Genomic DNA, 22,777 nt, shown 5'->3' with positions numbered 1-22,777 from the left:
TTCAGTCTCGTACGCACACGAAGATGGCCGTGCCCGGGATCAGGTTCCCGCGCAGCGGCGACCAGCCGCCCCACTCCGAGGTGTTCCAGGCCGGCCACTCCGGCTCGACCAGGTCGACCAGGCGGAAGCCCGAGGCCACGACGTCCCGGACGCGGTCGCCGACCGTCCTGTGGTGCTCGACGTAGACCGCGCGGCCTTCCTCGTCCTGCTCGACGTACGGCGTGCGGTCGAAGTAGGACGCCGAGACCGACAGGCCCTCGGGGCCCGGCTCGTCCGGGAAGGCCCAGCGGATCGGGTGCGTCACCGAGAAGACGAAGCGGCCGCCGGGGCGCAGCACCCGCCGCACCTCGCGGAGGACCTGGACCGGGTCGGCGACGAAGGGCAGCGCGCCGTACGCCGAGCAGGCCAGGTCGAAGGAGGCGTCCGCGAAGGGGAGGGCGCCCGCGTCGGCACAGACGAGGGGGAACGTTCCGCCGATGCGCAGGGCGTGCTGGAGCTGGCGGTGGGAGATGTCCAGGGCGACCGGGCGGGCGCCCTGTGCGGTCAGCCAGCGCGAGCACTGGGCTGCGCCGGCGCCGATCTCCAGGACCGCCCGGCCCTTGAGGTCCTCGGGCGGGCCGAGCAGCTCGGCCTCCACCTCGTCGAGGCCCTCGGGGCCCCACACGAAGCGGTCGTCGCCGAGGAAGGTGCCGTGCTCGACCTGGTACTCGTCCGCGTTCCGGTCCCACCAGCCGCGGTTGGCCCGGGCGCTCTCGGTGACGTCGGCCTCGCGTCGGGTGGCCTCCGGCTCGAAGTCGGGCTCGGAGGAAACGGGCTCTTGGATGATCGGCTCCCTCGTCGTACTCTTCCCTCCAACCCGACGCCCACGGGGTGTCACGGAAGGGGTGTCTCAGGCCTGCGTGGCCTCCAGAGACAGTTCTTGTGCCGGGTATGCGGCGATCCGCCCCGGGTGTGCGCCTTCGCGCATTGACCCTGTCCGGCTGCCCCCGTATGCTACAAGTTGCGCTGCGGGCCTGCGCACCTCAGACGTAGCAGGCTGCGCTCGCATCTGTTGTATGTCCCCTCGGTTTTCGAGGCGCCACCAGTGGTTTTGTGTGGCGCTTCCTTGGCTGTCCGGCTTCTTCAGAGCGAAACGGGCTCCCGGCGTAAGCAGTACCTACGACTTCAATGTCCGTACCGGAGCCCTTTCCCACATGACGAGCAGCACCGAGACCACCGCCACCACCCCGCAGGTTGCGGTCAACGACATCGGTAACGAGGAAGCCTTCCTCGCAGCGATCGACGAGACGATCAAGTACTTCAACGACGGCGACATCGTCGACGGCGTCATCGTGAAGGTCGACCGGGACGAGGTCCTGCTCGACATCGGTTACAAGACCGAAGGTGTCATCCCGAGCCGCGAGCTCTCGATCAAGCACGACGTCGACCCGAACGAGGTCGTGGCCGTCGGCGACGAGATCGAGGCCCTGGTCCTCCAGAAGGAGGACAAGGAAGGCCGCCTGATCCTCTCGAAGAAGCGCGCCCAGTACGAGCGTGCCTGGGGCACCATCGAGAAGATCAAGGAAGAGGACGGCATCGTCACCGGTACCGTCATCGAGGTCGTCAAGGGTGGTCTCATCCTCGACATCGGCCTCCGCGGCTTCCTCCCGGCCTCCCTGGTCGAGATGCGCCGCGTCCGCGACCTCCAGCCCTACGTGGGCAAGGAGCTCGAGGCGAAGATCATCGAGCTGGACAAGAACCGCAACAACGTGGTCCTGTCCCGCCGTGCCTGGCTGGAGCAGACCCAGTCCGAGGTCCGCCAGACGTTCCTCACGACCCTCCAGAAGGGTCAGGTCCGCTCCGGTGTGGTCTCCTCGATCGTCAACTTCGGTGCCTTCGTGGACCTGGGCGGCGTCGACGGTCTGGTCCACGTCTCCGAGCTGTCCTGGAAGCACATCGACCACCCCTCCGAGGTCGTCGAGGTCGGCCAGGAGGTCACGGTCGAGGTCCTCGACGTCGACATGGACCGCGAGCGCGTCTCCCTGTCGCTGAAGGCGACCCAGGAAGACCCGTGGCAGCAGTTCGCCCGCACGCACCAGATCGGCCAGGTCGTGCCCGGCAAGGTCACGAAGCTGGTTCCGTTCGGTGCGTTCGTCCGCGTGGACGAGGGCATCGAGGGTCTGGTCCACATCTCCGAGCTGGCCGAGCGCCACGTGGAGATCCCGGAGCAGGTCGTCCAGGTCAACGACGAGATCTTCGTCAAGGTCATCGACATCGACCTGGAGCGTCGCCGGATCTCGCTGTCCCTGAAGCAGGCCAACGAGTCCTTCGGCGCCGACCCGGCCTCGGTCGAGTTCGACCCGACGCTGTACGGCATGGCCGCGTCGTACGACGACCAGGGCAACTACATCTACCCCGAGGGCTTCGACCCCGAGACCAACGACTGGCTCGAGGGCTACGAGACCCAGCGCGAGGCGTGGGAGACCCAGTACGCCGAGGCGCAGCAGCGCTTCGAGCAGCACCAGCAGCAGGTCATCAAGAGCCGCGAGGCCGACGCTGCCGCTGCCGCCGAGGGCGGCGACGCCGCCGGTGCGGCTCCGGCCGCGGGTGGCGGTTCGTACTCCTCCGAGGGTGCGGACACCTCCGGTGCGCTGGCCTCCGACGAGGCGCTTGCCGCGCTGCGCGAGAAGCTGGCCGGCGGCCAGAGCTGAACGCTGCCGCTGAGGCTTAGCCAGTAGCTGAGGGGCTGCACCTTTCGAGGTGCGGCCCTTCAGTGTTTTCGGGTGCGGGCCCGGTGGGGGCTGGTCGCGCCCACGCGGCGGAGCCGCATTTCAGATACAGCCCCGCGCCCCTTCAGGGTGTCGTTGTCCCGGCGAGATTGCAGAAACGTGCGGGATACACGAGTAACCGATGGGCCGTAACTGCTCATTGGGAGGCTCCCCCGGTCAACGGTGATCGGAAAAGGGGAGCCGATAGATGGCACAGACTCAGCGCGTCTCCACAACCAGCCGGCGGTCGTTCCTGCGCGACGTCGGACTCACCAGCGGTGCCGGGGCCATGTTCGCCACCATGGGGGCCCTCGGCCTCGCCCCCACCGCCGCGGCCGCGCAGCGCGAAGCACCCTTCCGGGCGCCCGGCGCGGGCGACTTCAGCCTCACCGGGCGCGCCGCCGCCAAGGTCGTCATCGTCGGCGGTGGCATAGCGGGACTCACCACCGCGTACGAACTGGGCAAGGCCGGCTACGACTGTACGGTCCTGGAAGCCAGAGGGCGGACCGGCGGGCGCAACTTCACCGCGCGCGGCGGGGACACCACGACGGACCTGTACGGGAACACCCAGACCGCCCGCTTCGCCGACGGGCACTACATGAACTGCGGCCCGGCCCGGATCCCGCAGTGGATGATCACTCTCGACTACTGCCGTGAACTCGGCGTCCCCATCGAGGTGTTCACCAACGTCAACGCCGACGCGTACATCTACAACGAGTCCGCCGGGATGACGAAGCCCGTGCGGTACCGGACCGCGAAGGCCGATGTATACGGCTACGTCTCGGAGCTGCTGGCCAAGGCCACCGACAAGGGCGCGCTCGACAAGGAGCTGACGGCCGACGACCAGGAGCGGCTGGTGGCCTTTCTGGAGGACTGGGGCGAGCTCGGGGACAAGCTGACGTACGAGGGCGGGGAGCGGCGGGGATACACGACGGTCCCCGCCGCCGCCGGAACACCGGGTGTGCTGCTCGGAGACGTGCCGACCGCCTCCCAGGTGTTCGCGAGCGGCGTCGGACGCTACTTCTCCTTCGAGTTCGGCTTCGACCAGGCCATGCTGATGTTCCAGCCGGTCGGCGGGATGGACCAGATCCCCAAGGCGCTGACCAGGGCGATCGGAGCCCGGCGGATCCACACGGGTGCCGTCGTCTCCAGGATCACCGACAAGGGGAGCGGCGTGTCGGTCACCTACACCCAGGGCGGCCGCACCAAGGTGATCGACGCCGACTACTGCGTCGCCGCCCTGCCGCCCAACATCCTCGCCAAGGTGCCGCACAACCTCGGCACCGGCGTGCAGTCCGCACTGGAGGCGATCACGCCCTCGTCCGCGGCCAAGATAGGGCTGGAGTACCGGTCGCGGTGGTGGGAGCTCGACCACAACATCTACGGCGGGATCACCGAGACCGACCAGGACGTCACGCACATCTGGCATCCGTCGTACGGCTTCCACGGTGAGCGGGGCGTCCTCATCGGGTACTACAACTACGACGACAACGCCGACTCCTACGCGAAGCTGACCCCGAAACAGCGTGAGCAGCGGGCGGTGGCCGCCGGGGTGAAGATCTACGGCGAGAAGTACCGCAGCGAGCTCGCGTCCTCCTTCTCCCACCACTGGCGCCAGACGCCCCACCTGGAGGCCGCCTGGCACGACACCCCCGGCGGACCCGACGACGCCCGCTACAAGCCGCTCAACGAGCCCACCGGACGCGTCTGGTTCGCCGGTGACTGGCTCAGCTACACGGACGCCTGGCAGCACGGGGCGTTCTCGTCGGCGCGGAAGGCGGTGAGTGCGCTGCACGCGCGCGTGATGGCGTCGTGAGCGCCACCGGCGTCATGAAAAGGCCGTAAGAAGAGGCCTGATCAGGGGCACGGGCGGGAATGCCCGTGTCCCGAGGCGCGTTGTGCAGTACGAACACGAGGAGGAGCGGTCACTGTGCTTGATCCGCAGGGTTTGTACGCATGGGAGCCGAAGGGGCTTGCCGTCGTCGACATGGCGCTGGCCCAGGAGTCGGCCGGACTGGTCATGCTCTACCACTTCGACGGATACATCGACGCGGGCGAGACCGGCGACCAGATCGTCGACCGGCTGCTCGACTCGCTGCCCCACCAGGTCGTCGCCCGCTTCGACCACGACCGGCTCGTGGACTACCGCGCCCGCCGCCCGCTGCTGACGTTCAAGCGCGACGAGTGGACCGACTACGAGGAGCCCACCATCGACGTGCGGCTCGTCCAGGACGCCACCGGGGCGCCCTTCCTGCTGCTGTCGGGGCCGGAGCCGGACGTGGAGTGGGAGCGCTTCGCGAAGGCCGTCGAGCAGATCGTGGAGCGGCTCGGCGTACGCCTGGCCGTGAACTTCCACGGCATCCCGATGGGCGTCCCGCACACCCGCCCGGTCGGCCTCACCCCGCACGGCAACCGCACCGACCTCGTCCCGGGCCACCGCAGCCCCTTCGACGAGGCCCAGGTCCCCGGCAGCGCCGAGTCGCTCGTCGAGTACCGCCTCATGCAGGCCGGGCACGACGTCCTGGGCGTCGCCGCGCACGTGCCGCACTACATCGCCCGCTCCCCGTACCCGGACGCCGCGCTGACCGTCCTGGAGGCCATCACGGCCGCCACCGGCCTTGTGCTGCCGGGCATCGCGCACTCGCTGCGCACGGACGCGCACCGTACACAGACCGAGATCGACCGGCAGATCCAGGAGGGCGACGAGGAGCTCACCTCGCTCGTCTCCGGCCTGGAGAACCAGTACGACGCCGTCGCGGGCGCCGAGAGCCGGGGCAACATGCTCGCCGAGCCCGTCGACATCCCGTCGGCGGACGAGATCGGCCTGGAGTTCGAGAAGTTCCTGGCGGAGCGCGAGGGAGACAACTGACTCCTGAGGGGCGCGTTGTCAGAGGCGGGCCGTAGGCTTCGGGACATGCTGAAGGTGGGCCTGACCGGGGGCATCGGTGCCGGTAAGAGTGAGGTGTCGCGGCTGCTCGTGGCGAGCGGGGCCGTGCTGATCGACGCGGACCGCATCGCACGCGAGGTCGTCGAGCCCGGGACTCCCGGGCTCGCCGCCGTCGTGGAGGCCTTCGGCGAGGACGTGCTCGCCGCCGACGGCACCCTCGACCGGCCGAAGCTCGGGTCCATCGTCTTCGCCGACCCCGAGAAGCTCGCCGTGCTGAACTCGATCGTGCACCCCCTGGTCGGCGCGCGCTCCCGGGAGCTGGAACAGGCCGCTGCCGAGGACGCGGTCGTCATCCACGACGTGCCGCTGCTCGCCGAGAACGGCCTCGCCGGGCTCTACGACCTGGTGATCGTCGTCGACGCGGCCCCCGAGACCCAGCTCGACCGCCTCGTGCGGCTGCGCGGCATGACCGAGGCCGACGCACGTGCGCGCATGGCGGCGCAGGCGACCCGGGAGCAGCGCCGGGCCATCGCGGACATCGTCATCGACAACGACGTACCGCTGGAGGAGCTGGAGCGCCGGGTGAAGGAGGTCTGGGCCGAGCTGGTGCGCAGAGCGCGGGAAACCGGGGACTCGTCCCGGCAGCCCCAGGAATAGCAGGCGCTTTCGAGCGCGTTGAACCCTTCCAGTGAGGGAAGGACTCTGCCGTGCCCGAGACCAGCGGTTCGACCGGACGTACTCCGGAGACGCATGTCATCGACTTCCGTGCCGCCGAGCATCTGCTCAACGCACGGGACCCGCGGGGCGCGGTGAAGCTGCTCGACTCAGTCATCGCCGCGCACCCCGAGAACACCGCCGCCCGGCTGCTGCGCGCGCGTGCCTTCTTCGCCGCCGCCCAACTGCGGCCCGCGGAGCTGGAGTTCACGATCGTCCTGGAGCGCGAGCCGGACAACTCCTTCGCCCACTTCGCGCTCGCCCGCACCTACGAGCGCCAGGGCCGACGAGAACAGGCCAAGCGGCACTTCAGACTCGCCGCAGCGCTGGACCCCAACCCGCAGTACCTGAAGGCGGCACGGTTCGACGAGTCGGCGTGAGCCCTTCGACCTAGCGGGGCGGGTTCTCCGGGGGCCGGTACGGGGGGATGTCCGGGCCCGGCTGGTAGTGCGGGCCCTGGCGGATGTGGTGGAGGATCACGGTCATGTCGACGGTGACCACCAGCCACAGCACCCCGCAGGCCGCCGCCCAGCCCGGGCGCCCGGCCAGCGCGAAGGCCGCCGTACCGAAGACCGACCAGACCAGCCCCCACACGCTCAGCCAGAACCGCGCCCGCAGCGCACTGCGCGCGGTCGTCGGCTCACTGCCCGTACGCATCGTCTGATCACTACTCCTCTTTGCAACGTACTCTTCGATGCGGACGTTCACCAAAGAGCCCGGACCAGGGGGACGCGTGCTGCCCGATGCCGATGAGCTGGCCGAGGAGCTGCTCGACCTCGCCGTACCGCACGAGGACATCAACGAGCTCGTACGCATGGGCCGGCGGGTGACCGACGACCCGGAGCTGCGGGCGATCCTGGAGGCGTCGGTCCGCGAACTCGTCCAGGACATGGGCGAGGTGGGCAGCCCGGTCGACCTGCCCGAGCTCGACTGGCCCTCGGGGCCGCTCCAGCGCTGCTTCTCCGTGTACGTGTTCGTCGCCGCGCTGCCCTACACGCGCGCGTACCACCGCGCACGGGGCGTCCCGGCCGAGGTCACCCGGCACACCCTCGCCGACCTCGGGCGGAACATGGCCGTGCACCGGAGGCGGCACGGCGTGGCCGGCGTACAGGCCCCCTGGTGGCTGGTCCACCACTTCCGCGGCGAGCTCTACCAGCTGGGGCGGCTGCAGTTCGAGCGGGCCCGGCACGGGGAGCGCACGGCGCGGATGATCGCGGGGGCAGGCCTCGACGTGTCCGCCGGCATGCCGTGCCTCAGCCTCCACATCCCCGACTACCTCGGCCCGCTGTCGCCGCGGGCCTGCGAACGTTCGCTCGCGCTGGCCGCCGAGTTCTTCGCCCGGCACTTTCCCGAGGAGAAGTACCGGACCGTGCTGTGCCACTCCTGGCTGCTGGACCCGCAGTTGAAGGAGTACCTGCCCGCCGACTCCAACATCGTCCGCTTCCAGGAGAGGTTCCGGGTGGCCCGCCGGCTCGCGGAGCCCGCCGACACCGAACCGGTCCAGTTCGTGTTCGGCGACCCGGACCTGGCGGTGGAGTCACTGCCCCGGCGGACCGCGGTGGAGCGGGCCGTGGGGGACCATCTGCGGGCGGGCGGGCACTGGTACGTCGGGCACGGGTGGTTTCCGCTCTAGTTCGCTTTCCCTTCCCTTCCCACCGATTCCCTTCCCTTCCCACCGATGAGTTCGGACGCGCACCCCGGTCTATCCCTGCGACAGCGACACCAACCGCTCACCGCAGGAGAACCTCATGTCCGAGACCACCGTCCCCCTCGCTTCCGGCTCGTCCGCCACCGTCGTCGCCGAGTCCGCGACCGCCCGCGGCCGCCGCGCCCGGATCGCCCTGCGCACCCTGCAGGTCGTGCTCGCCCTCTTCTACGGCATCGCGAGCGCCCTGCCCAAGCTGATCGCGAACTCCTACGCCGTGGACGCCTTCCACGAGATCGGCTGGGGCAGCGCGGGCATGTACACCATCGGCGCGCTCGAACTCGCCGGTGCGGTGGCCCTGTTGATCCCGGTGCTGCAGTCGGTGGCCGCGGGCGCGCTGAGCCTGCTCATGCTCGGGGCGTTCTTCGTCCAGCTGATCGTCTTCGGCGGCGAGAACGCGGCGACACCGCTGATCCTGATCGTGCCGCTGCTGCTGATCGCCTGGGCGCGGCGGGGCTCCAACCGGGAGCTGGTGAATCTGGTACGACGACGGGCCTGAGCCCGTACGACGGAGGTGGCGGCCGGGTGTTCATGCCGGCCGCCACCTCCGTCGTACGTCCGGGTCAGTGCCGGCCCGGACGCTCCGCGCCGCCGCCCATCAGGCCGCGCAGACGTTCCAGGTCGCGGCGGTCGCGCTTGGTGGGGCGGCCGGTGCCGCGGTCGCGGATGCCGATGGGGGCGACGGCCTCGCGGGGCGGCGGGGGAGGCGAGTTGTCGACGTAGCACTGAACCGCCACGGGGGCGCCGACGCGCTTGCGGATCAGGCGCTTGACGACGACGATCCGCTCCCGGCCTTCGTGGCGCAGCCGCACCTCGTCGCCGATGCGCAGGGAGTGCGAGGGCTTCACGTTCTGGCCGTTCACCCGCACATGGCCGCCCTTGCAGGCGGTGGCGCCGAGTGAGCGGGTCTTGATCAGCCGTACCGCCCAGATCCAGCTGTCGACCCGCACGGACGCGCCGTCCGCGGGCCCGGCCGCCTCGGCGGCGGCGATCGCGGCGGCCACCGCGGGGTCGACGGTCGTCTCGACGGGGTCCCGCCCGCTTTCCTGCTCGTCAGCCATGTTCCGACCCTAGCTCCCGTGGCCCGGGTGCCCCGCACGGTTTTCACTTCGATGTCCGGCATCCGCCGAAGACGCCGAGGAGTACGACGGCCGCGTTCACCGCGATCGCCGTCTTGAGGCCGCCGAGGACCGCCGCGGTGCCGGAACCCGTCATGGCGGCCGTGGCGACCGCGCTCATGACCGGCGTGCCCATGGTGATGCCGATCTGCTGAGTCATGGTGGCGAGCCCGGTGGCCAGGCCCTGCTCGTGGTCGGCAAGGCCCGAGGTCGCGGTGACCATGAAGCCGACGATGACCAGCATGTTCCCGACCCCGCCGACGAAGGTGCAGGTCAGCAGCAGCCACAGCGAGGAGCGGGTGTCGCCGAGGCCCAGCAGGGCGGCCGTGGCGAGGGCCTGGGTGACACCACCGGCGAGCAGGGCGGCACGGCTGCCGATCCGCCCGATGACCCGGGGGGCGACGGAGCCGCCGACGACCGTACCCAGACCGAGCACGCCGAAGCTCAGACCGGCGGCCAGCGGGGAGAATCCGAGCACCTCCTGGAGGTAGAGGGTGAGGAGGAAGACGAGCGAGGTCTCGGTCAGGAACGCGATCAGACCGACGGCGTTTCCCCAGGCCACGGAGCGCCTGCCGAGCACGGACAGGGGCACCAGCGGGGCGGCGACCCGGCGCTCGACGCCGAGGAAGACCAGCAGCAGTACGACGCCGGCCGCGAGCGGCAGCAGGGCGGCGGGGGAGCCCCAGCCGGACTCGCCGGCCCGGGTGAGGCCGAGGACGACCGCCAGCAGGCCGAGGGTGACGGTGGCCGCGCCGGGCAGGTCCAGCTTCGGGCGTTCGTCCGGGCGGGACTCCTCGACGACCGTCGGGGCGACGAGGAGCACGGCGAGGGCCACCGGGACGTTGACGAAGAACGCCCAGCGCCAGGACAGGAGATCGGTCAGGAGGCCGCCGAGGATCGCGCCGGTGGTGAAACCGGCCGACATCAGCGCCCCGTTGAGGCCGAGCGCCTTCTCCCGCAGCGGCCCCTCCGGGAACGACGTGGTCAGCAGGGACAGCGCGGCCGGGGTGACCGCGGCGGTCGCCAGACCCTGGAGGACCCGCGCGGTGATCAGCACCTCCGGGCTCTGTGCCAGGCCGCCCAGCAGCGAGGCGGCACCCAGGACGGCGAGGCCGCCGAGGAACAGCCGGCGGCGGCCGAACAGGTCCGCGATCCGGCCGAAGAGCAGGGTGAACCCGGCCGCGCACAGGGCGAACGCCGTACCGATCCACTGGAGGTGCGCCAGCGAGAAGCCCAGGCCGTCGCCGATCACGGGGAGGGCGACGTTCAGGATCGAGAAGTCCACGGCCAGCATGAACTGGGCGGCGAGGAGGAGGACCAGCACCAGACGGAGGCGGGGGGTGAGGGCGGCGGGGGCCGTGGTGCCGGGGGCCCTCGGATCGATGGCGGTCATGACGTCGTAACCCTTCCTGACAGGCCGAATCGGCGACGGGCGGTGCCGTCGCGCGGATTGCGGATCGCGGAGTGCGGTGTCGTGCAGGAAGGCTCGCGCGGCTCGGTGGGGCGAGCCAGAACCCCCTCGTGGGTGGTCATGGCGTGACCACCCACGGCGATCCCGTTCGGGCGGGGCGGCGGGCATCATGGGGGTGAGACCGAGGAGGCGGTGGTGGAGGCATTGTCCGAGCTGGGGGAGTTCCTCAAGTCCCGCCGTGCCGCGGTGCGTCCGGAGGACGTCGGGATCGGCCCGCAGCCGGGCCGCCGCCGTGTCGCGGGGCTGCGCCGCGAGGAGCTGGCCATGCTCGCGGGCGTCAGCGTCACGCACTACACGCGCCTGGAGCAGGGTCGCGGGAACGGCGCCTCGGACTCCGTGCTGGAGGCGATCGCGCGCACGCTGCGGCTGAGCGAGGACGAGACGGCGCATCTGAAGCGCCTCGCCCGGCCCGCCTCCCCGTCCCGGGCGACCTCGGCGCGTGTCCCTCAAGTCAGCGCGTCGGCCAGGCAGTTGCTCACCGCCATGACCGAGGTGCCGGCCCTCGTCCTGGACCGGCGCGGTGACGTCCTCGCCTGGAACCGGCTCGGGCACGCGCTGCTCGCCGGGCACCTGGAGCCGGACGCCCACCCCAATCTGATCCGGATGCTCTTCCTGGACGAGCGCTACCGGGACCTCTACCCGGACCGGGCGGAGGAGGCCCAACTCGCCGTCGCCTCCCTGCGGTTGGTGGCGGGACGGCACCCCGACGACCGGCGGCTGGCCGAGCTGATCGGCGAACTCTCCATGAAGTCAGGGGAGTTCGCCTCCCTGTGGGCCAGGCATCCGGTGCGCACCTGCACCTCGGGCGTCAAACGCCTGCACCACCCGCTGGTCGGCCCGATGGACCTCGCCTTCGAGAACCTCGACATCCCCGGCAGCTCCGGCCAGCGGCTGATCGCCTACACCGCCGAGCCCGGCTCCCCGTGCGAGGCGGCACTGCGGATGCTGGGCGACCTCACCGCCGTATCGGCGCACTCACCTCGCGACCGCACCCCCTCTTGACATGTCCGCGGCCGGGGAGCACGCTCACCGCACCCCGTTCGGGAGCCGCCATGACCGCGCAGGAGTCCCCCGTCCCCGAAGCGATGCACCGGCACCGCCGCCGGGCCGTGGTCGCCGCCACGGTCGGTACCGCGATCGAGTGGTACGACTTCTTCCTCTACGGCACCGCCGCGGCCCTGGTCTTCCCGCACGTGTTCTTTCCCGGCGCGGAGCCGTACGCCGGGGTGCTCGCCTCGTTCGCCACGCAGTTCGTGGGGTTCGCGGCGCGCCCGCTCGGCGCGGCGATCTTCGGGCACGTCGGGGACCGGATCGGCCGCAAGTCCACCCTCGTGACCACCCTGATCCTGATGGGTGCCAGCACCTTCCTCATCGGCCTGCTCCCGGGTTACGCCACCTTCGGTCTCGCCGCGCCCCTGCTGCTGGTGCTGCTGCGGGTCGTCCAGGGCATCGGCGTCGGCGGGGAGTGGGGCGGCTCGGTGCTGCTGTCCATGGAGTGGGGCTCCGAACGCCGCCGCGGGCTGATGGCCAGCTGGCCGCAGCTCGGCGTGCCGCTCGGGCTCCTCGCCTCCACGGGCATGGTCAAGCTGATGAACGCCACCAGCTCCGGCGACGCCTTCGACAGCTGGGGCTGGCGGATCCCCTTCCTCGCCAGCGCGGTACTGATCGGCGTCGGGCTGTACGTGCGGCTGCGCGTGCTGGAGAGCCCGGCCTTCACCGAGGTGAAGCAGGAGCGGGTGCTCGTGCGGCAGCCGGTCTGGAGCGTGCTGCGGCACCAGCCGCTCACCGTGCTGACCTCGGCCTTCGTGCGGATGTCGGAGCAGGCGCCGTTCTACCTCTTCATCACCTTCGTGCTCACCTACGGCACGAAGGAGCTCGGCCTTCCCCGCGGCGACCTGCTGAACTACACCCTCGTCGCGGCGGCCGTAGGCCTGGTCAGCGTGCCGTTGTTCGGCCACCTCTCCGACCGCTTCGGACGACGCAGGATCTACGGCATCGGCATCGTCTGCACGGCCGCCTTCGCGTTCCCGTACTTCGGGCTGCTCGACACGGGCAGCTCCGGGCTGGTCCTGCTCGCGATCGTGCTCTCCCTGGTCTTCCACGACATCCAGTACGGCCCCCAGGCCGCGCTGATCGCCGAGGGCTTCGGCACGAACGTCCGCTACAGCGGCGCCGGGCTCGGCTACCAGCTCGCCTCGGTCATCGCGGGCGGACCGGCGCCGCTCATCGCCACGGCGATCCTGGAGCACACCGGCTCCAGCACCGGCGTCAGCTGGTACATCATCGGCTGCTGCGCCGTAGCCATGATCGCGCTGCTGCTCATGCCACGCCCGGCACCGGCCACGCCGGCTCCGGCGCGGGCGGTGCCCGCGAGCACCGACGCGGAGGCCTGACCAGGGGCTATGGCGTGTTGCCCCACTCGTACGGTCCGCCGCCCCGCCACTCGATCAGCTCGGGGTCGTCGACCGCCCGGTCCTCGGCCGGCAGGCCCGCCCGGTGCACGATGTCCAGCACGTCGAACAGGCTGTATGCGGTGCCCGTGGCCTCGCCGTCGACCGTCACCTGCCGTCCGCCGTCCGGTTCCGGCGGGAGCACGACCACACTGGGATGCGCGTCCATGCCTCCAGCATGCGCCGTCGCCGCCGTCGGGAGCGCGCTGACGGCGGGGTTCCTTGGGCCATACCGTTGACGCATGGACAGTCTCGCCCTCCTCGACGACCGGGTCGCCGGATGCGTGGCCTGCCCCCGGCTCGTGGCGTGGCGGGAGGAGGTCGGGCGGACCAAGCGGGCCGCCTTCCAGGACTGGGACTACTGGGCACGCCCGGTCCCCGGCTTCGGGCCCGCCGACGCCCCGCTGCTGATCATCGGCCTCGCCCCCGCCGCGCACGGCGGCAACCGCACCGGCCGCATGTTCACCGGCGACCGCTCCGGCGATGTGCTGTACCGGGCGCTGTACGACGTGGGGCTCGCCTCCCAGCCCACCTCGGTGAGCATCGACGACGGCCTCGAACTGCACGGCGTGCGCATCACCGCGCCCGTCCACTGCGCCCCGCCCGAGAACAAGCCGACGCCGGGCGAGCGGGACGCCTGCCGGCCCTGGCTCGTCCAGGAGCTGAAGCTGCTGCGCCCGACCCTGCGTGCCGTGGTCGTCCTCGGCGCCTTCGGCTGGCAGGCCGCGCTGCCCGCGTTCGCCGAGGCGGGCTGGACGGTACCGCGGCCCCGGCCCGCCTTCGGGCACGGCACCCGCGTCCCGCTCGACGGCCTCGACCTCTTCGGCTGCTTCCACGTCAGCCAGCGCAACACCTTCACCGGCAAGCTCACCCCGGAGATGCTGCGGGCCGTCCTGCGCACGGCGGGGGAGGCGGCGGGGCTGCCGGTGAAATGAGGAGGCGGCACGGCGGGCGGAGGGTTACGGTGCCCGGATGCCTCTCTACCCGGAGATCGAACCGTACGACCACGGCCTCCTCGACGTCGGCGACGGCAACCTCGTGTACTGGGAGACCTGCGGAAACCCGGACGGCAAGCCGGCGGTCGTGCTGCACGGCGGCCCCGGCTCCGGCTGCTCCCCGTACTTCCGGCGCCTCTTCGACCCGGCCGCCTACCGGATCGTCCTCCTCGACCAGCGCGGCTGCGGACGCTCCACGCCGAACGCGAGCGCGTACGACACCGACATGAGCGTCAACACGACGGGCCACCTCATCGCCGATCTGGAGCTGCTGCGGCGGGAGCTGGGCATCGGGCGCTGGCTGGTGTGGGGCGTGTCCTTTGGGTCGGTGCTCGGGCTGCGGTACGCGCAGACGCATCCGGAGGCGGTGAGCGAGATGGTGCTCACCGGGGTCGCGACCGGCTCCAACGCCGAAGTCGCCTTGCTGACCAGAGGACTTGGGCGGATCTTCCCCGAGGCCTTCGAGCGGTTCGTGAGCGAACTGCCCGAGGGCGAACGGGACTCCAACCTCGCCGCCGCCTACAACCGGCTGCTGGAGTCGCCCGACCCGGAGGTGCGGACGCGGGCGGCGCGGGCCTGGACCGACTGGGAGACGGCGACGATCCCGGCGCCGCCGAGGTCGGTCGAGCGGTTCGAGGACGCCGGGTTCCGGATGGGCTTCGCACGCACGGTCACCCACTACTTCGGCAACGACCACTTCCTCGGCGAGGGGAACGACGAGGGTGTCGTGCTGCGCGACGCGCACCGGCTGAAGGGGATTCCGGGCACGCTGGTCCAGGGCGGCCTCGACTTCGGCAACCTGCTCGGGATCTCCTGGCGGCTCCAACAGGCCTGGGACGGGAGCGAGTTGGTCGTGGTCGACGAGGTGGGGCACAACGCGGGGGCGCCGGACATGGGTGAGGCACTGGTGGCGGCGACGGACAAGTACGCCGGGCTCCGACCGCTCAGGACAGCTTCTTCAACTGCGCCTCGATGACCGGTTCGGGCTCGGCGGCCGAGCTCTTGCCGCCCGCCGTGGGTCTGACGAAGGTGGTGAACATCGCGATGGTCGCCCCTTGCCGGACGGCCACCACCGCGTACGGGACCCGGACCGTGTCACCGGGCAGCAGCTGGGTGAGTTCCAGGGACACGGCGTCGTCGCCGTAGTCGGTGCCGGACCGGACATCCACGGCTTCGTAGTCGAAGTCCGCCATGACGTCCTTGAAGGCCTCGCACTTCTCGGCGGACTTCTTCAGCGCGTCCATCACGTGGACGGCGTCCTCGGCACTGTGCGACGAGAGCGTCAGCTGCACCCCGTGGCCCTTGGCGTTCGGCGAGACGGAACGGGCGACGCGCGCGGTGGCCGCATAGCCGCTGCTGCCGCCCAGCGCCTGGGCGAGGGGCGTGCACTCCGAGGGCTCCGCCGTCCTGCGCGACGCGAAGGTCGCGGACAGGGCGCGCTGCACCTCGTACCCGTCGAGGTCGGCCGTGGTGACCGTGGCCTTCTCCAGTTCCGCCGCGCTCAGGGTCCTGGCGGGCGCCACGTCCGTCGTGGAGTCCTCTCCCGAACCGCAGGCGGCGAGCGGTGCCACGGTCATGAGCATGGCAAGGGTGATGCCGAAACGTGCCGGTCGTGCCACTGTCTTCCCCCGCTGGATGAATGGTCGCCGTGCCTCGCCGTCACGCGGGCGGTTCAGTCTCCCCGAAGAGGTGGCGAACCGTCGACCGGTAATTGGTCCGCACATGGGCCAGTGCGTGGGCGCGGGCCCGGTCCGGGTCGCCGGAGGCGATCGCCTCGTACAACTCGCGGTGCTCCAGCAGGAGTTGGGGCCACTCCTCGTTGCGCCGGGTCATCCAGCGCAGTCGGCCGGCGACCGGTTCCAGGGCCGCTGTGAGCAGGCTGTTGCCGGCCATCGCCACGATGCGGTCGTGCAGGCGGCTGTTGATGTCGGTGATCAGCTCCGCGTCCGCCGCCTCGGTCGCGTCGGCCGCGCGGTCGAGGAGCTCCTGGATCTCCGCCAGGTCCTGAGGAGTGGCGTTCGACGCGGCCAGACCGGCGGCGTAGACCTCCAGGGCCTCGCGCAGTTCGAACAGTTCCCGGACGTCGTTCGGGGTGAGCCTGCGGACGACCGTGCGGCGCGGTGTCTCGAAGTGCACGAAACCCTCCGCGACCAGCGCGCGGATCGCCTCCCGCACCGGCACCCGGGAGACCCCGAAGCGCTCGGCCAGATCCCGTTCGACCAGCCGGTCGCCCGGGCGGAGGCGGCCCGCGATGATCTCCTGCCGCAGGTTCGCCAGGACACGCTCACGGACCGCGCCCAGGGGTTCGATCTTCGTCGTCGTGGAGCTCATGGGGCTATCTTCGCCGACCCCGGGGGGCTTTTACCGAGCGTTAACAGACGTGACATCGGTCCGAACTCTTGACGGCGGGACCATGACGGCAGTTTGGTATACCAAACGGCTGCCGTCCTCCGTCCCCTGTCCCAGGAGGCCCCGTGTCCCTCGCCGACCGCGCCGAAGCCACCGGCGCCCCAGCGTTCGTCCCCGATCCCCGCCTCACCAACGAGGACCTCGCCCCCGCCGAGAAGCGGAACTGGAAGGTCTTCGACCTCTTCGCGATGTGGATGTCCGACGTCCACAACCTCGGCAACTACACCTTCGCCGCCGGGCTGCTGGTCCTCGGCATGAACGTGTGGCAGGTCTTCACGTCCCTGCTCGTCGGGTTCGTGCTGATCTACATCGGCATGAACTGGATGGGCCGGATAGGCCAGCGGCACGGCGTCCCCTTCCCCGTCGTCAGCCGCATCAGCTTCGGCGTGTGGGGCGCCAACATCCCCGCCCTCATCCGGGCCGTGATCGCCATCATGTGGTACGGCATCCAGACCTATCTGGCCTCGGTCGCGGTGAACGTGATGCTGCTCGCCGCCTGGCCCGGACTGGAGTCCTGGACCCACCACTCGTTCCTGGGGCTCGACGCGCTGGGCTGGTGCTCGTTCGTCTCGCTGTGGCTGATCCAGGCGCTGATCATCAGCCAGGGCATGGAGTCGGTGCGCAAGTTCCAGGACTTCTGCGGACCCGCGATCTGGCTCGTGATGATCGCGCTGGCCGTGTGGGTGCTGTCGAAGGCCGACTGGAGCATCTCGCTCACCTCCACGCCGCATCCCGTCTCCACGGGCGAGCAGTGGCGGCAGTGGTTCGGGGCCATCGGGCTCATCCTGGCCACCTACGGCACGCTGATGCTCAACTTCTGCGACTTCTCGCGTTTCGCGCCGGACTACCCGACCGTGCGACGGGGCAACTTCTGGGGGCTGCCGATCAACTCCACCGCGTTCGTGGTGGTCTCGGTGATCGTGACCGCCGGCTCGCTGGAGGTGTGGGGCCAGGCCATCACCGACCCGGCCGAACTGGTCGCCAAGGTCGGCAACACCTGGGTCATGGTGCTGGGCGCGTTCACCTTCGCCGTCGCCACCATGGGCGTCAACATCGTCGCCAACTTCGTCTCACCGGCGTACGACCTGGCGAACGTCTGGCCGCAGAAGATCACCTTCAAGATCGGCGGCATGATCAGCACGGTCGCCGCGCTCGTCGTCACCCCGTGGAACCTCTTCTCCAACCCCACGGTCGTCAACTACTTCCTCGGCGGCCTCGGTGCCTTCCTCGGCCCGCTGTTCGGCGTGATCATGCTCGACTACTACTGGGTCAAGAAGGGCCGCGTGGACGTCGACGAACTGTTCAAGGCCGCGCCCGGCTCGCGCTACTACTACCGCAAGGGCGTCAACCCCAAGGCCCTGTGGGCGTTCCTGCCGGCGGCCGGCGTCGCGGGCGTCCTCGCCCTGGTGAAGACCTTCAGCGACGTGGCCCCGTACTCCTGGTTCATCGGCACGGCCCTCGCGGCCGGCCTGTACATGCTGCTGTGCCGCGACGACCGGGCGGCCGACTCCGCCCCCGTGGCCGAGAAGCCCCAGGAGGTCTGAGAAACGTGCGGATCGTCGTCACCAACTGCAACACCACGCAGGAGATGACCGAGGAGATCGTACGAGGTGCCCGGGCCGCCGCCGGTCCGGGCACCGCCGTGCTCGGACTCACTCCCGCGTGGGGACCGGAATCGGCCGAGGGCTGGCTCGACAGCTATCTGTCGGCCGCGGCCGTCATCGACCTGCTGCGGACCTACGAGGGGCCTTCGTACGACGCCGTCGTCATGGCCGGGTTCGGCGAGCACGGCCGGGAAGGCGTACGGGAGTTGGTGGACGTACCGGTGGTCGACATCACCGAGGCCGCGGCTCATCTGGCCTGTCTGCTCGGGCGGCGGTACGGGGTGGTGACGACGCTGGAGCGCTCGTGCGGACAGATCGAGGACAGCCTGGAACTGGCCGGGGTGGGCCGTAACTGCGCCGCCGTCGTCGGAACCGGGCTCGGCGTCCTGGACCTGGGCGACGCCGACCGTACGGAGGCGGCCTTCCTGGCGGCCGCCGAGCGGGCACGGGAGGCCGGGGCCGAGGTGCTGGTGCTGGGGTGCGCCGGGATGACCGGGCTGCAGCGGGTCGTGGGGGAGAAGCTCGGGGTGCCGGTCGTCGACGGCGTCGGGGCCGCGGTGAAACTGGCGGAGTCACTGGTGGGGCTGGGGCTCACGACGAGCCGGGCGGGGAGCTGGGCCCGGCCGGTGGTGAAGCGGCGGGTGTGGGGGTGACGCGCCCGACCTGGTGGGGCCGGCGGCGCGAGCGGCGGCCTGGGCCTTCCGGCATCGGGGGCCGGAGGTTTCGGAGTAGGCCTCCGTTCCGGGGGCACTCGGTGGTCGGCCCCTGACCGGTGGGTCGCGCAGACAGGCGATCCAGGTCATCAGAAGGAGGCGCCATGAGCACCCCGACCACCGACTCTCCGAACATCGCGGACCCCGGCCCGCTCGGCCTCGCCGCCTTCGCCGCGACGACCTTCGTCCTCAGTACCTTCAACGCCGACCTCATCACCGACAAGAAGCTCGTCGCCGTCGTCCTGCCGCTCGCGCTCTTCTACGGCGGGCTTGCCCAACTCCTCGCCGGGATGTGGGAGTTCCGCAAGGCGAACACCTTCGGCGCCACGGCCTTCACGTCCTTCGGCGCGTTCTGGCTGGCGTACGCCGCCTACGCGAAGTTCGTCGCCGACGGGCTGCCGGCCTCCACCGCGCACCAGGCCACCGGACTGTTCCTGCTGGTGTGGGCCGTCTTCACGGTGTACATGACCGTCGCCGCCACCCGGACGACCGGGGCGATCCTCGCCGTGTTCGTCACCCTGTCGGCGACCTTCATCGTCCTGTGCATCGGCGACTTCGCGCAGTCGCCCGACACCACCAAGGCGGGCGGCTGGCTCGGCCTGGTCACCGCGGTGTGCGCCTGGTACGCCTCCTTCGCGGGCGTCACCAACTCCACGTACCAGCGGTCCGTCGTGCCGGTCTTCCCGAACGCCGGTGAGCGGATGCGGCCCCGCCGCAGCCACCACCGCGGTCCCTTCGGAGCCCACGCATGAGTGACACCGGTGGGGAGACACTCTCCAACCTGCTGCGGGAGGAGCGGCGCTTCCCACCGCCGCCGGAGCTGGCCGCCACGGCCAACGCCACCGCGGCGGAGTACGAAAGGGCCGACGCCGACCGCCTCGCCTTCTGGGCCGAGGCGGCCCGCCGGCTCGACTGGGCGCAGCCCTGGGACGAGGTGCTGGACTGGAGCCGCGCCCCGTTCGCCCGGTGGTTCGTCGGCGGCCGGCTGAACGCCGCGTACAACTGCCTCGACCGGCATGTGGCCGCCGGGCACGGCGACCGGGTCGCCTTCCACTGGGAGGGCGAGCCCGGCGACACCCGCACCATCACCTACGCCGAGCTGACGGCCGAGGTCTGCCGGGCCGCCAATGCCCTGCAGGCGCTCGCCGTCGGCGCCGGCGACCGGGTGGCGATCTACATGCCGATGATCCCGGAGACGGTGGTCGCCATGCTGGCGTGCGCCCGCATCGGCGCCCCGCACACCGTGGTCTTCGGCGGCTTCTCCGCCGAGGCGCTGCGCGGGCGGATCATCGACTGCGACGCCCGCGTGGTCATCACCGCGGACGGCGGATACCGGAAGGGCAAGCCGGCCGCGCTGAAACCGGCCGTCGACGAGGCCCTGCGCGAGTGTCCCGACGTACGCAACGTGCTGGTCGTCCGGCGGACCGGGCAGGAGGTCGACTGGGCCGACGGGCGGGACGTGTGGTGGCACGACCTGGTGGACGAACAGCCGCCCGAGCACGAGGCCGAGGCCTTCGACAGCGAACACCCGCTGTACATCATGTACACCTCCGGTACGACCGCGCGCCCGAAGGGCATCCTGCACACCACCGGCGGCTATCTCACCCAGGTCGCCTGGTCGCACTGGGCGGTCTTCGACGTCAAGCCCGAACGGGACGTCTTCTGGACGGCGGCCGACATCGGCTGGGTCACCGGCCACTCGTACATCGTCTACGGACCGCTCGCCAACGGCGTCACCTCCGTCATGTACGAGGGGACGCCCGACACCCCGCACAAGGGCCGCTGGTGGGAGATCGTCGAGAAGTACCGCGTGTCGATCCTCTACTGCGCGCCGACCGCGATCCGCACGTTCATGAAGTGGGGCGGCGACATCCCCGACGGCTTCGACCTCTCGTCGCTGCGGCTGCTGGGCTCGGTCGGGGAACCGATCAACCCCGAGGCGTGGATCTGGTACCGCAAGCACATCGGCGGTGACCGCTGTCCGGTCGTCGACACCTGGTGGCAGACCGAGACCGGGGCCCAGATGATCAGCCCGCTGCCCGGCGTGAGCGTCTGCAAGCCGGGTTCGGCACTGCGTCCGCTGCCCGGCATCACGGCCGACGTCGTCGACGACACGGGCAAGCCGGTGCCCGACGGCTCCGGCGGCTACCTCGTCCTCACCGACCCGTGGCCCGGCATGCTGCGGACCATCTGGGGCGACGAGAAGCGGTACGTCGAGACGTACTGGTCGCGCTTCTCCGGCATGTACTTCGCCGGGGACGGCGCGAAGAAGGACGAGGACGGCGACATCTGGCTGCTCGGCCGGGTCGACGACGTCATGAACGTCTCCGGACACCGCATCTCCACGACCGAGGTCGAGTCCGCACTGGTCTCGCATCCGATGGTGGCGGAGGCGGCGGTGGTGGGGGCGAGCGACGCCACGACCGGGCAGGGCGTGGTGGCGTTCGTCATCCTGCGCGGGGAGGCGGTGGCTGCCGCCGGTCCCGCTGCCGACTCCGGCGCGGACGAGGTGGCGGCGCGGTTGCGTGAGCATGTTGCCCGGGAGATCGGTCCCATCGCCCGGCCGCGCCAGATCCTGGTCGTCGCCGAGCTTCCCAAGACCCGTTCCGGGAAGATCATGCGTCGTCTGCTGCGGGATGTGGCCGAGCAGCGGGCACTGGGTGACGTCACGACGCTCACGGACTCGTCGGTCATGGACGAGATCCGGGAGCGGTTGCCGGGGGCGGGGACCGGGGCGGAAGAGGAAGCCTAGATGTAGATGTACGGGGGGCGGATTCGGCCGCCGTCGGGGTGATCTTGCGGCGACCTCGGCGGGCGTGCGCCGGGACGGGCGTGCCCGGCCCGCAGACTCCGGTCAGACCAGTACGTCGCCGCCGCATCGCCCCGCGCCCCGCCCGCCCGGTGCTTCCGGCGGCGGGAACGGAGTCGCCCGGTGGCCAGAATCCTGCCCTCCCGTTTCTCATCGATGCGACGGACTCTCCCCGGACCGGTACGGCGCACACTGCTCGCCGCGCTGCTGGCCGGGGCCTGCTGCACCGGGGCATCCAGGGGAGCGGCTGACACATCGTCGCCGTTCTGGGTCGACCCCGGCTCCCGCGCCGCGCAACAGGCGGCCGCGTGGCGCCGGGAGGGCCGTGTCGCGGACGCCGCGATCATGGACCGCATCGCCTCCCGCGCCCAGGCCGAGTGGCTGAACGGCCCCGACCCCGGCCCCGTGGTCCGCGCCCGCACCACCGCCGCGGCACGGGCCGGCCGGCTCGCCGTCCTGGTCGCGTACTACATCCCGAACCGTGACTGCGGTCAGTACTCCACGGGCGGTGCCGCCGACGCCGCGGACTACCGCGCCTGGGTCGACCGGTTCGCGGCGGCGCTGGGCGACCGGGGCGCCTACGTCATCGTCGAACCCGACGCCGTGTCCCAGGTGGTCGCGGGCTGCACACGGGTCGTGGCGGCCCAGCGCTTCGCCCTGCTCGCGTACGCCGTCGACCGTTTCGAACGACGGCCGCACACGCACGTCTACCTCGACGCTGGCAACTCAAGCTGGATCCCCGAGGCCTGGCGCCAGGTCGAGGCCCTGAAGTCCTCGGGCGTGGCCCACGCCGACGGATTCGCCTTGAACGTCTCCAACTTCCAGACGAACAAGGCGAGTTCGGCATACGGCGACTGGCTCTCGAAGGACCTCGGCGGCAAGCACTACGTCATCGACACCAGCCGCAACGGAAACGGGCCGTACACCACGGACGCGACGAACGCGACGGACGCCTGGTGCAACCCGCCCGGCCGCGCCCTCGGCACCCCGCCCACGACCCGCACGGACAACGCCCTCCTCGACGCCTACCTCTGGATCAAACGGCCGGGAGAGTCGGACGGCACATGCCGGGGCGGGCCGCCGGCGGGCCAGTGGTGGCCGTCGTACGCACTGGAACTGGCACGCAACGCGACCGGCTGAACCGGGTGCGGGGGT

Annotated in this window: 23 protein-coding genes; 16 read left to right on the top strand and 7 right to left on the bottom strand. The window is 70.9% G+C overall.

What is annotated here, in order from left to right:
* Position 1 precedes the first annotated feature (1 nt).
* Positions 2–877 (bottom strand): class I SAM-dependent methyltransferase, encoded by an 876-nt coding sequence (locus tag MQP27_RS40290; RefSeq protein ID WP_242774860.1) that lies wholly within the window; start codon positions 875–877, stop codon positions 2–4.
* A gap of 316 nt (positions 878–1,193) precedes the next feature.
* Here MQP27_RS40290 and rpsA point away from each other — a divergent pair, with 316 nt between their 5' ends.
* The 5 genes from rpsA to MQP27_RS40265 all read left to right on the top strand — a co-directional run bounded on the left by rpsA (position 1,194) and on the right by MQP27_RS40265 (position 6,728).
* Positions 1,194–2,690: a 30S ribosomal protein S1 gene (rpsA, locus tag MQP27_RS40285; RefSeq protein WP_242774858.1), complete on the top strand. Its 1,497-nt coding sequence runs from the start codon at positions 1,194–1,196 to the stop codon at positions 2,688–2,690.
* 346 nt (positions 2,691–3,036) lie between these two features.
* A complete protein-coding gene (locus MQP27_RS40280; RefSeq protein WP_372511432.1) occupies positions 3,037–4,563 on the top strand; it encodes a flavin monoamine oxidase family protein in 1,527 nt (508 codons plus the stop codon).
* A 114-nt stretch (positions 4,564–4,677) separates the two neighbouring features.
* Entirely contained in the window at positions 4,678–5,616 is a 939-nt protein-coding gene (locus MQP27_RS40275) for a PAC2 family protein (RefSeq protein WP_242774854.1), read from the top strand.
* Positions 5,617–5,661: 45 nt separating this feature from the next.
* The gene (gene coaE / locus MQP27_RS40270; RefSeq protein WP_242774852.1) at positions 5,662–6,291 is read left to right on the top strand and encodes a dephospho-CoA kinase; all 630 of its coding nucleotides are present in this window, start codon (positions 5,662–5,664) and stop codon (positions 6,289–6,291) included.
* Between the two features lie 50 nt (positions 6,292–6,341).
* Complete coding sequence (locus tag MQP27_RS40265) at positions 6,342–6,728, top strand: tetratricopeptide repeat protein (protein WP_242774850.1); 387 nt, start codon at positions 6,342–6,344, stop codon at positions 6,726–6,728.
* A gap of 10 nt (positions 6,729–6,738) precedes the next feature.
* On the opposite strand, the gene MQP27_RS40260 is transcribed toward MQP27_RS40265, so the two are convergent.
* Entirely contained in the window at positions 6,739–7,005 is a 267-nt protein-coding gene (locus MQP27_RS40260) for a DUF6343 family protein (RefSeq protein ID WP_242774848.1), read from the bottom strand.
* Positions 7,006–7,081: 76 nt separating this feature from the next.
* On the opposite strand from MQP27_RS40260, the gene MQP27_RS40255 reads away from it, so the two are divergent.
* Together MQP27_RS40255 and MQP27_RS40250 are read left to right on the top strand one after the other, a co-directional pair.
* A complete protein-coding gene (locus tag MQP27_RS40255; RefSeq protein ID WP_242774846.1) occupies positions 7,082–7,981 on the top strand; it encodes an acyltransferase domain-containing protein in 900 nt (299 codons plus the stop codon).
* A gap of 115 nt (positions 7,982–8,096) precedes the next feature.
* Positions 8,097–8,552 (top strand): DoxX family protein, encoded by a 456-nt coding sequence (locus tag MQP27_RS40250; RefSeq protein WP_242774843.1) that lies wholly within the window; start codon positions 8,097–8,099, stop codon positions 8,550–8,552.
* Between the two features lie 64 nt (positions 8,553–8,616).
* Here MQP27_RS40250 and MQP27_RS40245 read toward each other — a convergent pair whose 3' ends face one another.
* Both MQP27_RS40245 and MQP27_RS40240 read right to left on the bottom strand, forming a co-directional pair.
* Positions 8,617–9,114, bottom strand: coding sequence for an RNA-binding S4 domain-containing protein (locus tag MQP27_RS40245; RefSeq protein ID WP_242774841.1), 498 nt, complete (start codon positions 9,112–9,114; stop codon positions 8,617–8,619).
* Positions 9,115–9,157: 43 nt separating this feature from the next.
* Positions 9,158–10,564 carry an MFS transporter gene (locus tag MQP27_RS40240; protein ID WP_242774839.1) on the bottom strand — a complete coding sequence of 469 codons (1,407 nt, stop codon included), beginning with the start codon at positions 10,562–10,564 and terminating at the stop codon, positions 9,158–9,160.
* Between the two features lie 213 nt (positions 10,565–10,777).
* Between MQP27_RS40240 and MQP27_RS40235 the strand changes: the two genes are divergently transcribed.
* A complete protein-coding gene (locus tag MQP27_RS40235) occupies positions 10,778–11,644 on the top strand; it encodes a helix-turn-helix transcriptional regulator (RefSeq protein ID WP_242774837.1) in 867 nt (288 codons plus the stop codon).
* 50 nt (positions 11,645–11,694) lie between these two features.
* Positions 11,695–13,035, top strand: coding sequence for an MFS transporter (locus MQP27_RS40230; RefSeq protein WP_242774834.1), 1,341 nt, complete (start codon positions 11,695–11,697; stop codon positions 13,033–13,035).
* A gap of 7 nt (positions 13,036–13,042) precedes the next feature.
* Here the strand turns inward: MQP27_RS40230 and MQP27_RS40225 are convergent, their stop codons facing one another.
* Entirely contained in the window at positions 13,043–13,261 is a 219-nt protein-coding gene (locus tag MQP27_RS40225; RefSeq protein ID WP_242774831.1) for a hypothetical protein, read from the bottom strand.
* 73 nt (positions 13,262–13,334) lie between these two features.
* On the opposite strand from MQP27_RS40225, the gene MQP27_RS40220 reads away from it, so the two are divergent.
* Both MQP27_RS40220 and pip read left to right on the top strand, forming a co-directional pair.
* Entirely contained in the window at positions 13,335–14,027 is a 693-nt protein-coding gene (locus tag MQP27_RS40220; RefSeq protein WP_242774828.1) for a uracil-DNA glycosylase, read from the top strand.
* Between the two features lie 37 nt (positions 14,028–14,064).
* Positions 14,065–15,063 carry a prolyl aminopeptidase gene (pip, locus tag MQP27_RS40215; protein ID WP_242774826.1) on the top strand — a complete coding sequence of 333 codons (999 nt, stop codon included), beginning with the start codon at positions 14,065–14,067 and terminating at the stop codon, positions 15,061–15,063.
* On the opposite strand, the gene MQP27_RS40210 is transcribed toward pip, so the two are convergent.
* A complete protein-coding gene (locus MQP27_RS40210) occupies positions 15,032–15,664 on the bottom strand; it encodes a hypothetical protein (RefSeq protein WP_242774823.1) in 633 nt (210 codons plus the stop codon). The two genes, pip and MQP27_RS40210, sit on opposite strands and share 32 nt — an antisense overlap.
* A gap of 82 nt (positions 15,665–15,746) precedes the next feature.
* Complete coding sequence (locus tag MQP27_RS40205; RefSeq protein WP_242774821.1) at positions 15,747–16,418, bottom strand: GntR family transcriptional regulator; 672 nt, start codon at positions 16,416–16,418, stop codon at positions 15,747–15,749.
* 143 nt (positions 16,419–16,561) lie between these two features.
* On the opposite strand from MQP27_RS40205, the gene MQP27_RS40200 reads away from it, so the two are divergent.
* The 5 genes from MQP27_RS40200 (at position 16,562) to MQP27_RS40180 (ending at position 22,762) form a co-directional block, all read left to right on the top strand.
* Positions 16,562–18,040 carry an NCS1 family nucleobase:cation symporter-1 gene (locus tag MQP27_RS40200; RefSeq protein ID WP_242774819.1) on the top strand — a complete coding sequence of 493 codons (1,479 nt, stop codon included), beginning with the start codon at positions 16,562–16,564 and terminating at the stop codon, positions 18,038–18,040.
* 5 nt (positions 18,041–18,045) lie between these two features.
* Entirely contained in the window at positions 18,046–18,753 is a 708-nt protein-coding gene (locus MQP27_RS40195; protein ID WP_242774817.1) for an aspartate/glutamate racemase family protein, read from the top strand.
* A gap of 164 nt (positions 18,754–18,917) precedes the next feature.
* Entirely contained in the window at positions 18,918–19,565 is a 648-nt protein-coding gene (locus MQP27_RS40190) for an acetate uptake transporter (protein WP_242774815.1), read from the top strand.
* A complete protein-coding gene (acs, locus tag MQP27_RS40185) occupies positions 19,562–21,565 on the top strand; it encodes an acetate--CoA ligase (protein WP_242774812.1) in 2,004 nt (667 codons plus the stop codon). Before MQP27_RS40190 ends, acs begins: the two co-directional genes overlap by 4 nt.
* A 213-nt stretch (positions 21,566–21,778) precedes the next feature.
* Positions 21,779–22,762, top strand: coding sequence for a glycoside hydrolase family 6 protein (locus MQP27_RS40180; protein WP_242774810.1), 984 nt, complete (start codon positions 21,779–21,781; stop codon positions 22,760–22,762).
* The last annotated feature ends 15 nt before the right edge of the window (positions 22,763–22,777 follow it).

Origin of the sequence: Streptomyces cylindrosporus (assembly GCF_022698165.1) — a bacterium.
Lineage (GTDB): Bacteria > Actinomycetota > Actinomycetes > Streptomycetales > Streptomycetaceae > Streptomyces > Streptomyces cylindrosporus.
The sequence above is the reverse complement of the archived record's forward strand: the minus strand, read 5'-3'. Positions and strand labels throughout refer to the sequence as shown.

Coding starts and splice junctions, on each gene's coding strand:
- rpsA (WP_242774858.1), top strand. CDS start 1,194: ATGACGAGCAGCACCGAGACCACCGCCACCACCCCGCAGGTTGCGGTC.
- MQP27_RS40230 (WP_242774834.1), top strand. CDS start 11,695: ATGACCGCGCAGGAGTCCCCCGTCCCCGAAGCGATGCACCGGCACCGC.
- MQP27_RS40260 (WP_242774848.1), bottom strand. CDS start 7,005: ATGCGTACGGGCAGTGAGCCGACGACCGCGCGCAGTGCGCTGCGGGCG.
- MQP27_RS40240 (WP_242774839.1), bottom strand. CDS start 10,564: ATGACCGCCATCGATCCGAGGGCCCCCGGCACCACGGCCCCCGCCGCC.
- MQP27_RS40210 (WP_242774823.1), bottom strand. CDS start 15,664: ATGACCGTGGCACCGCTCGCCGCCTGCGGTTCGGGAGAGGACTCCACG.
- acs (WP_242774812.1), top strand. CDS start 19,562: ATGAGTGACACCGGTGGGGAGACACTCTCCAACCTGCTGCGGGAGGAG.
- MQP27_RS40245 (WP_242774841.1), bottom strand. CDS start 9,114: ATGGCTGACGAGCAGGAAAGCGGGCGGGACCCCGTCGAGACGACCGTC.
- MQP27_RS40220 (WP_242774828.1), top strand. CDS start 13,335: ATGGACAGTCTCGCCCTCCTCGACGACCGGGTCGCCGGATGCGTGGCC.
- MQP27_RS40280 (WP_372511432.1), top strand. CDS start 3,037: ATGTTCGCCACCATGGGGGCCCTCGGCCTCGCCCCCACCGCCGCGGCC.
- pip (WP_242774826.1), top strand. CDS start 14,065: ATGCCTCTCTACCCGGAGATCGAACCGTACGACCACGGCCTCCTCGAC.
- MQP27_RS40180 (WP_242774810.1), top strand. CDS start 21,779: ATGCGACGGACTCTCCCCGGACCGGTACGGCGCACACTGCTCGCCGCG.
- MQP27_RS40205 (WP_242774821.1), bottom strand. CDS start 16,418: ATGAGCTCCACGACGACGAAGATCGAACCCCTGGGCGCGGTCCGTGAG.
- MQP27_RS40250 (WP_242774843.1), top strand. CDS start 8,097: ATGTCCGAGACCACCGTCCCCCTCGCTTCCGGCTCGTCCGCCACCGTC.
- coaE (WP_242774852.1), top strand. CDS start 5,662: ATGCTGAAGGTGGGCCTGACCGGGGGCATCGGTGCCGGTAAGAGTGAG.
- MQP27_RS40225 (WP_242774831.1), bottom strand. CDS start 13,261: ATGGACGCGCATCCCAGTGTGGTCGTGCTCCCGCCGGAACCGGACGGC.
- MQP27_RS40190 (WP_242774815.1), top strand. CDS start 18,918: ATGAGCACCCCGACCACCGACTCTCCGAACATCGCGGACCCCGGCCCG.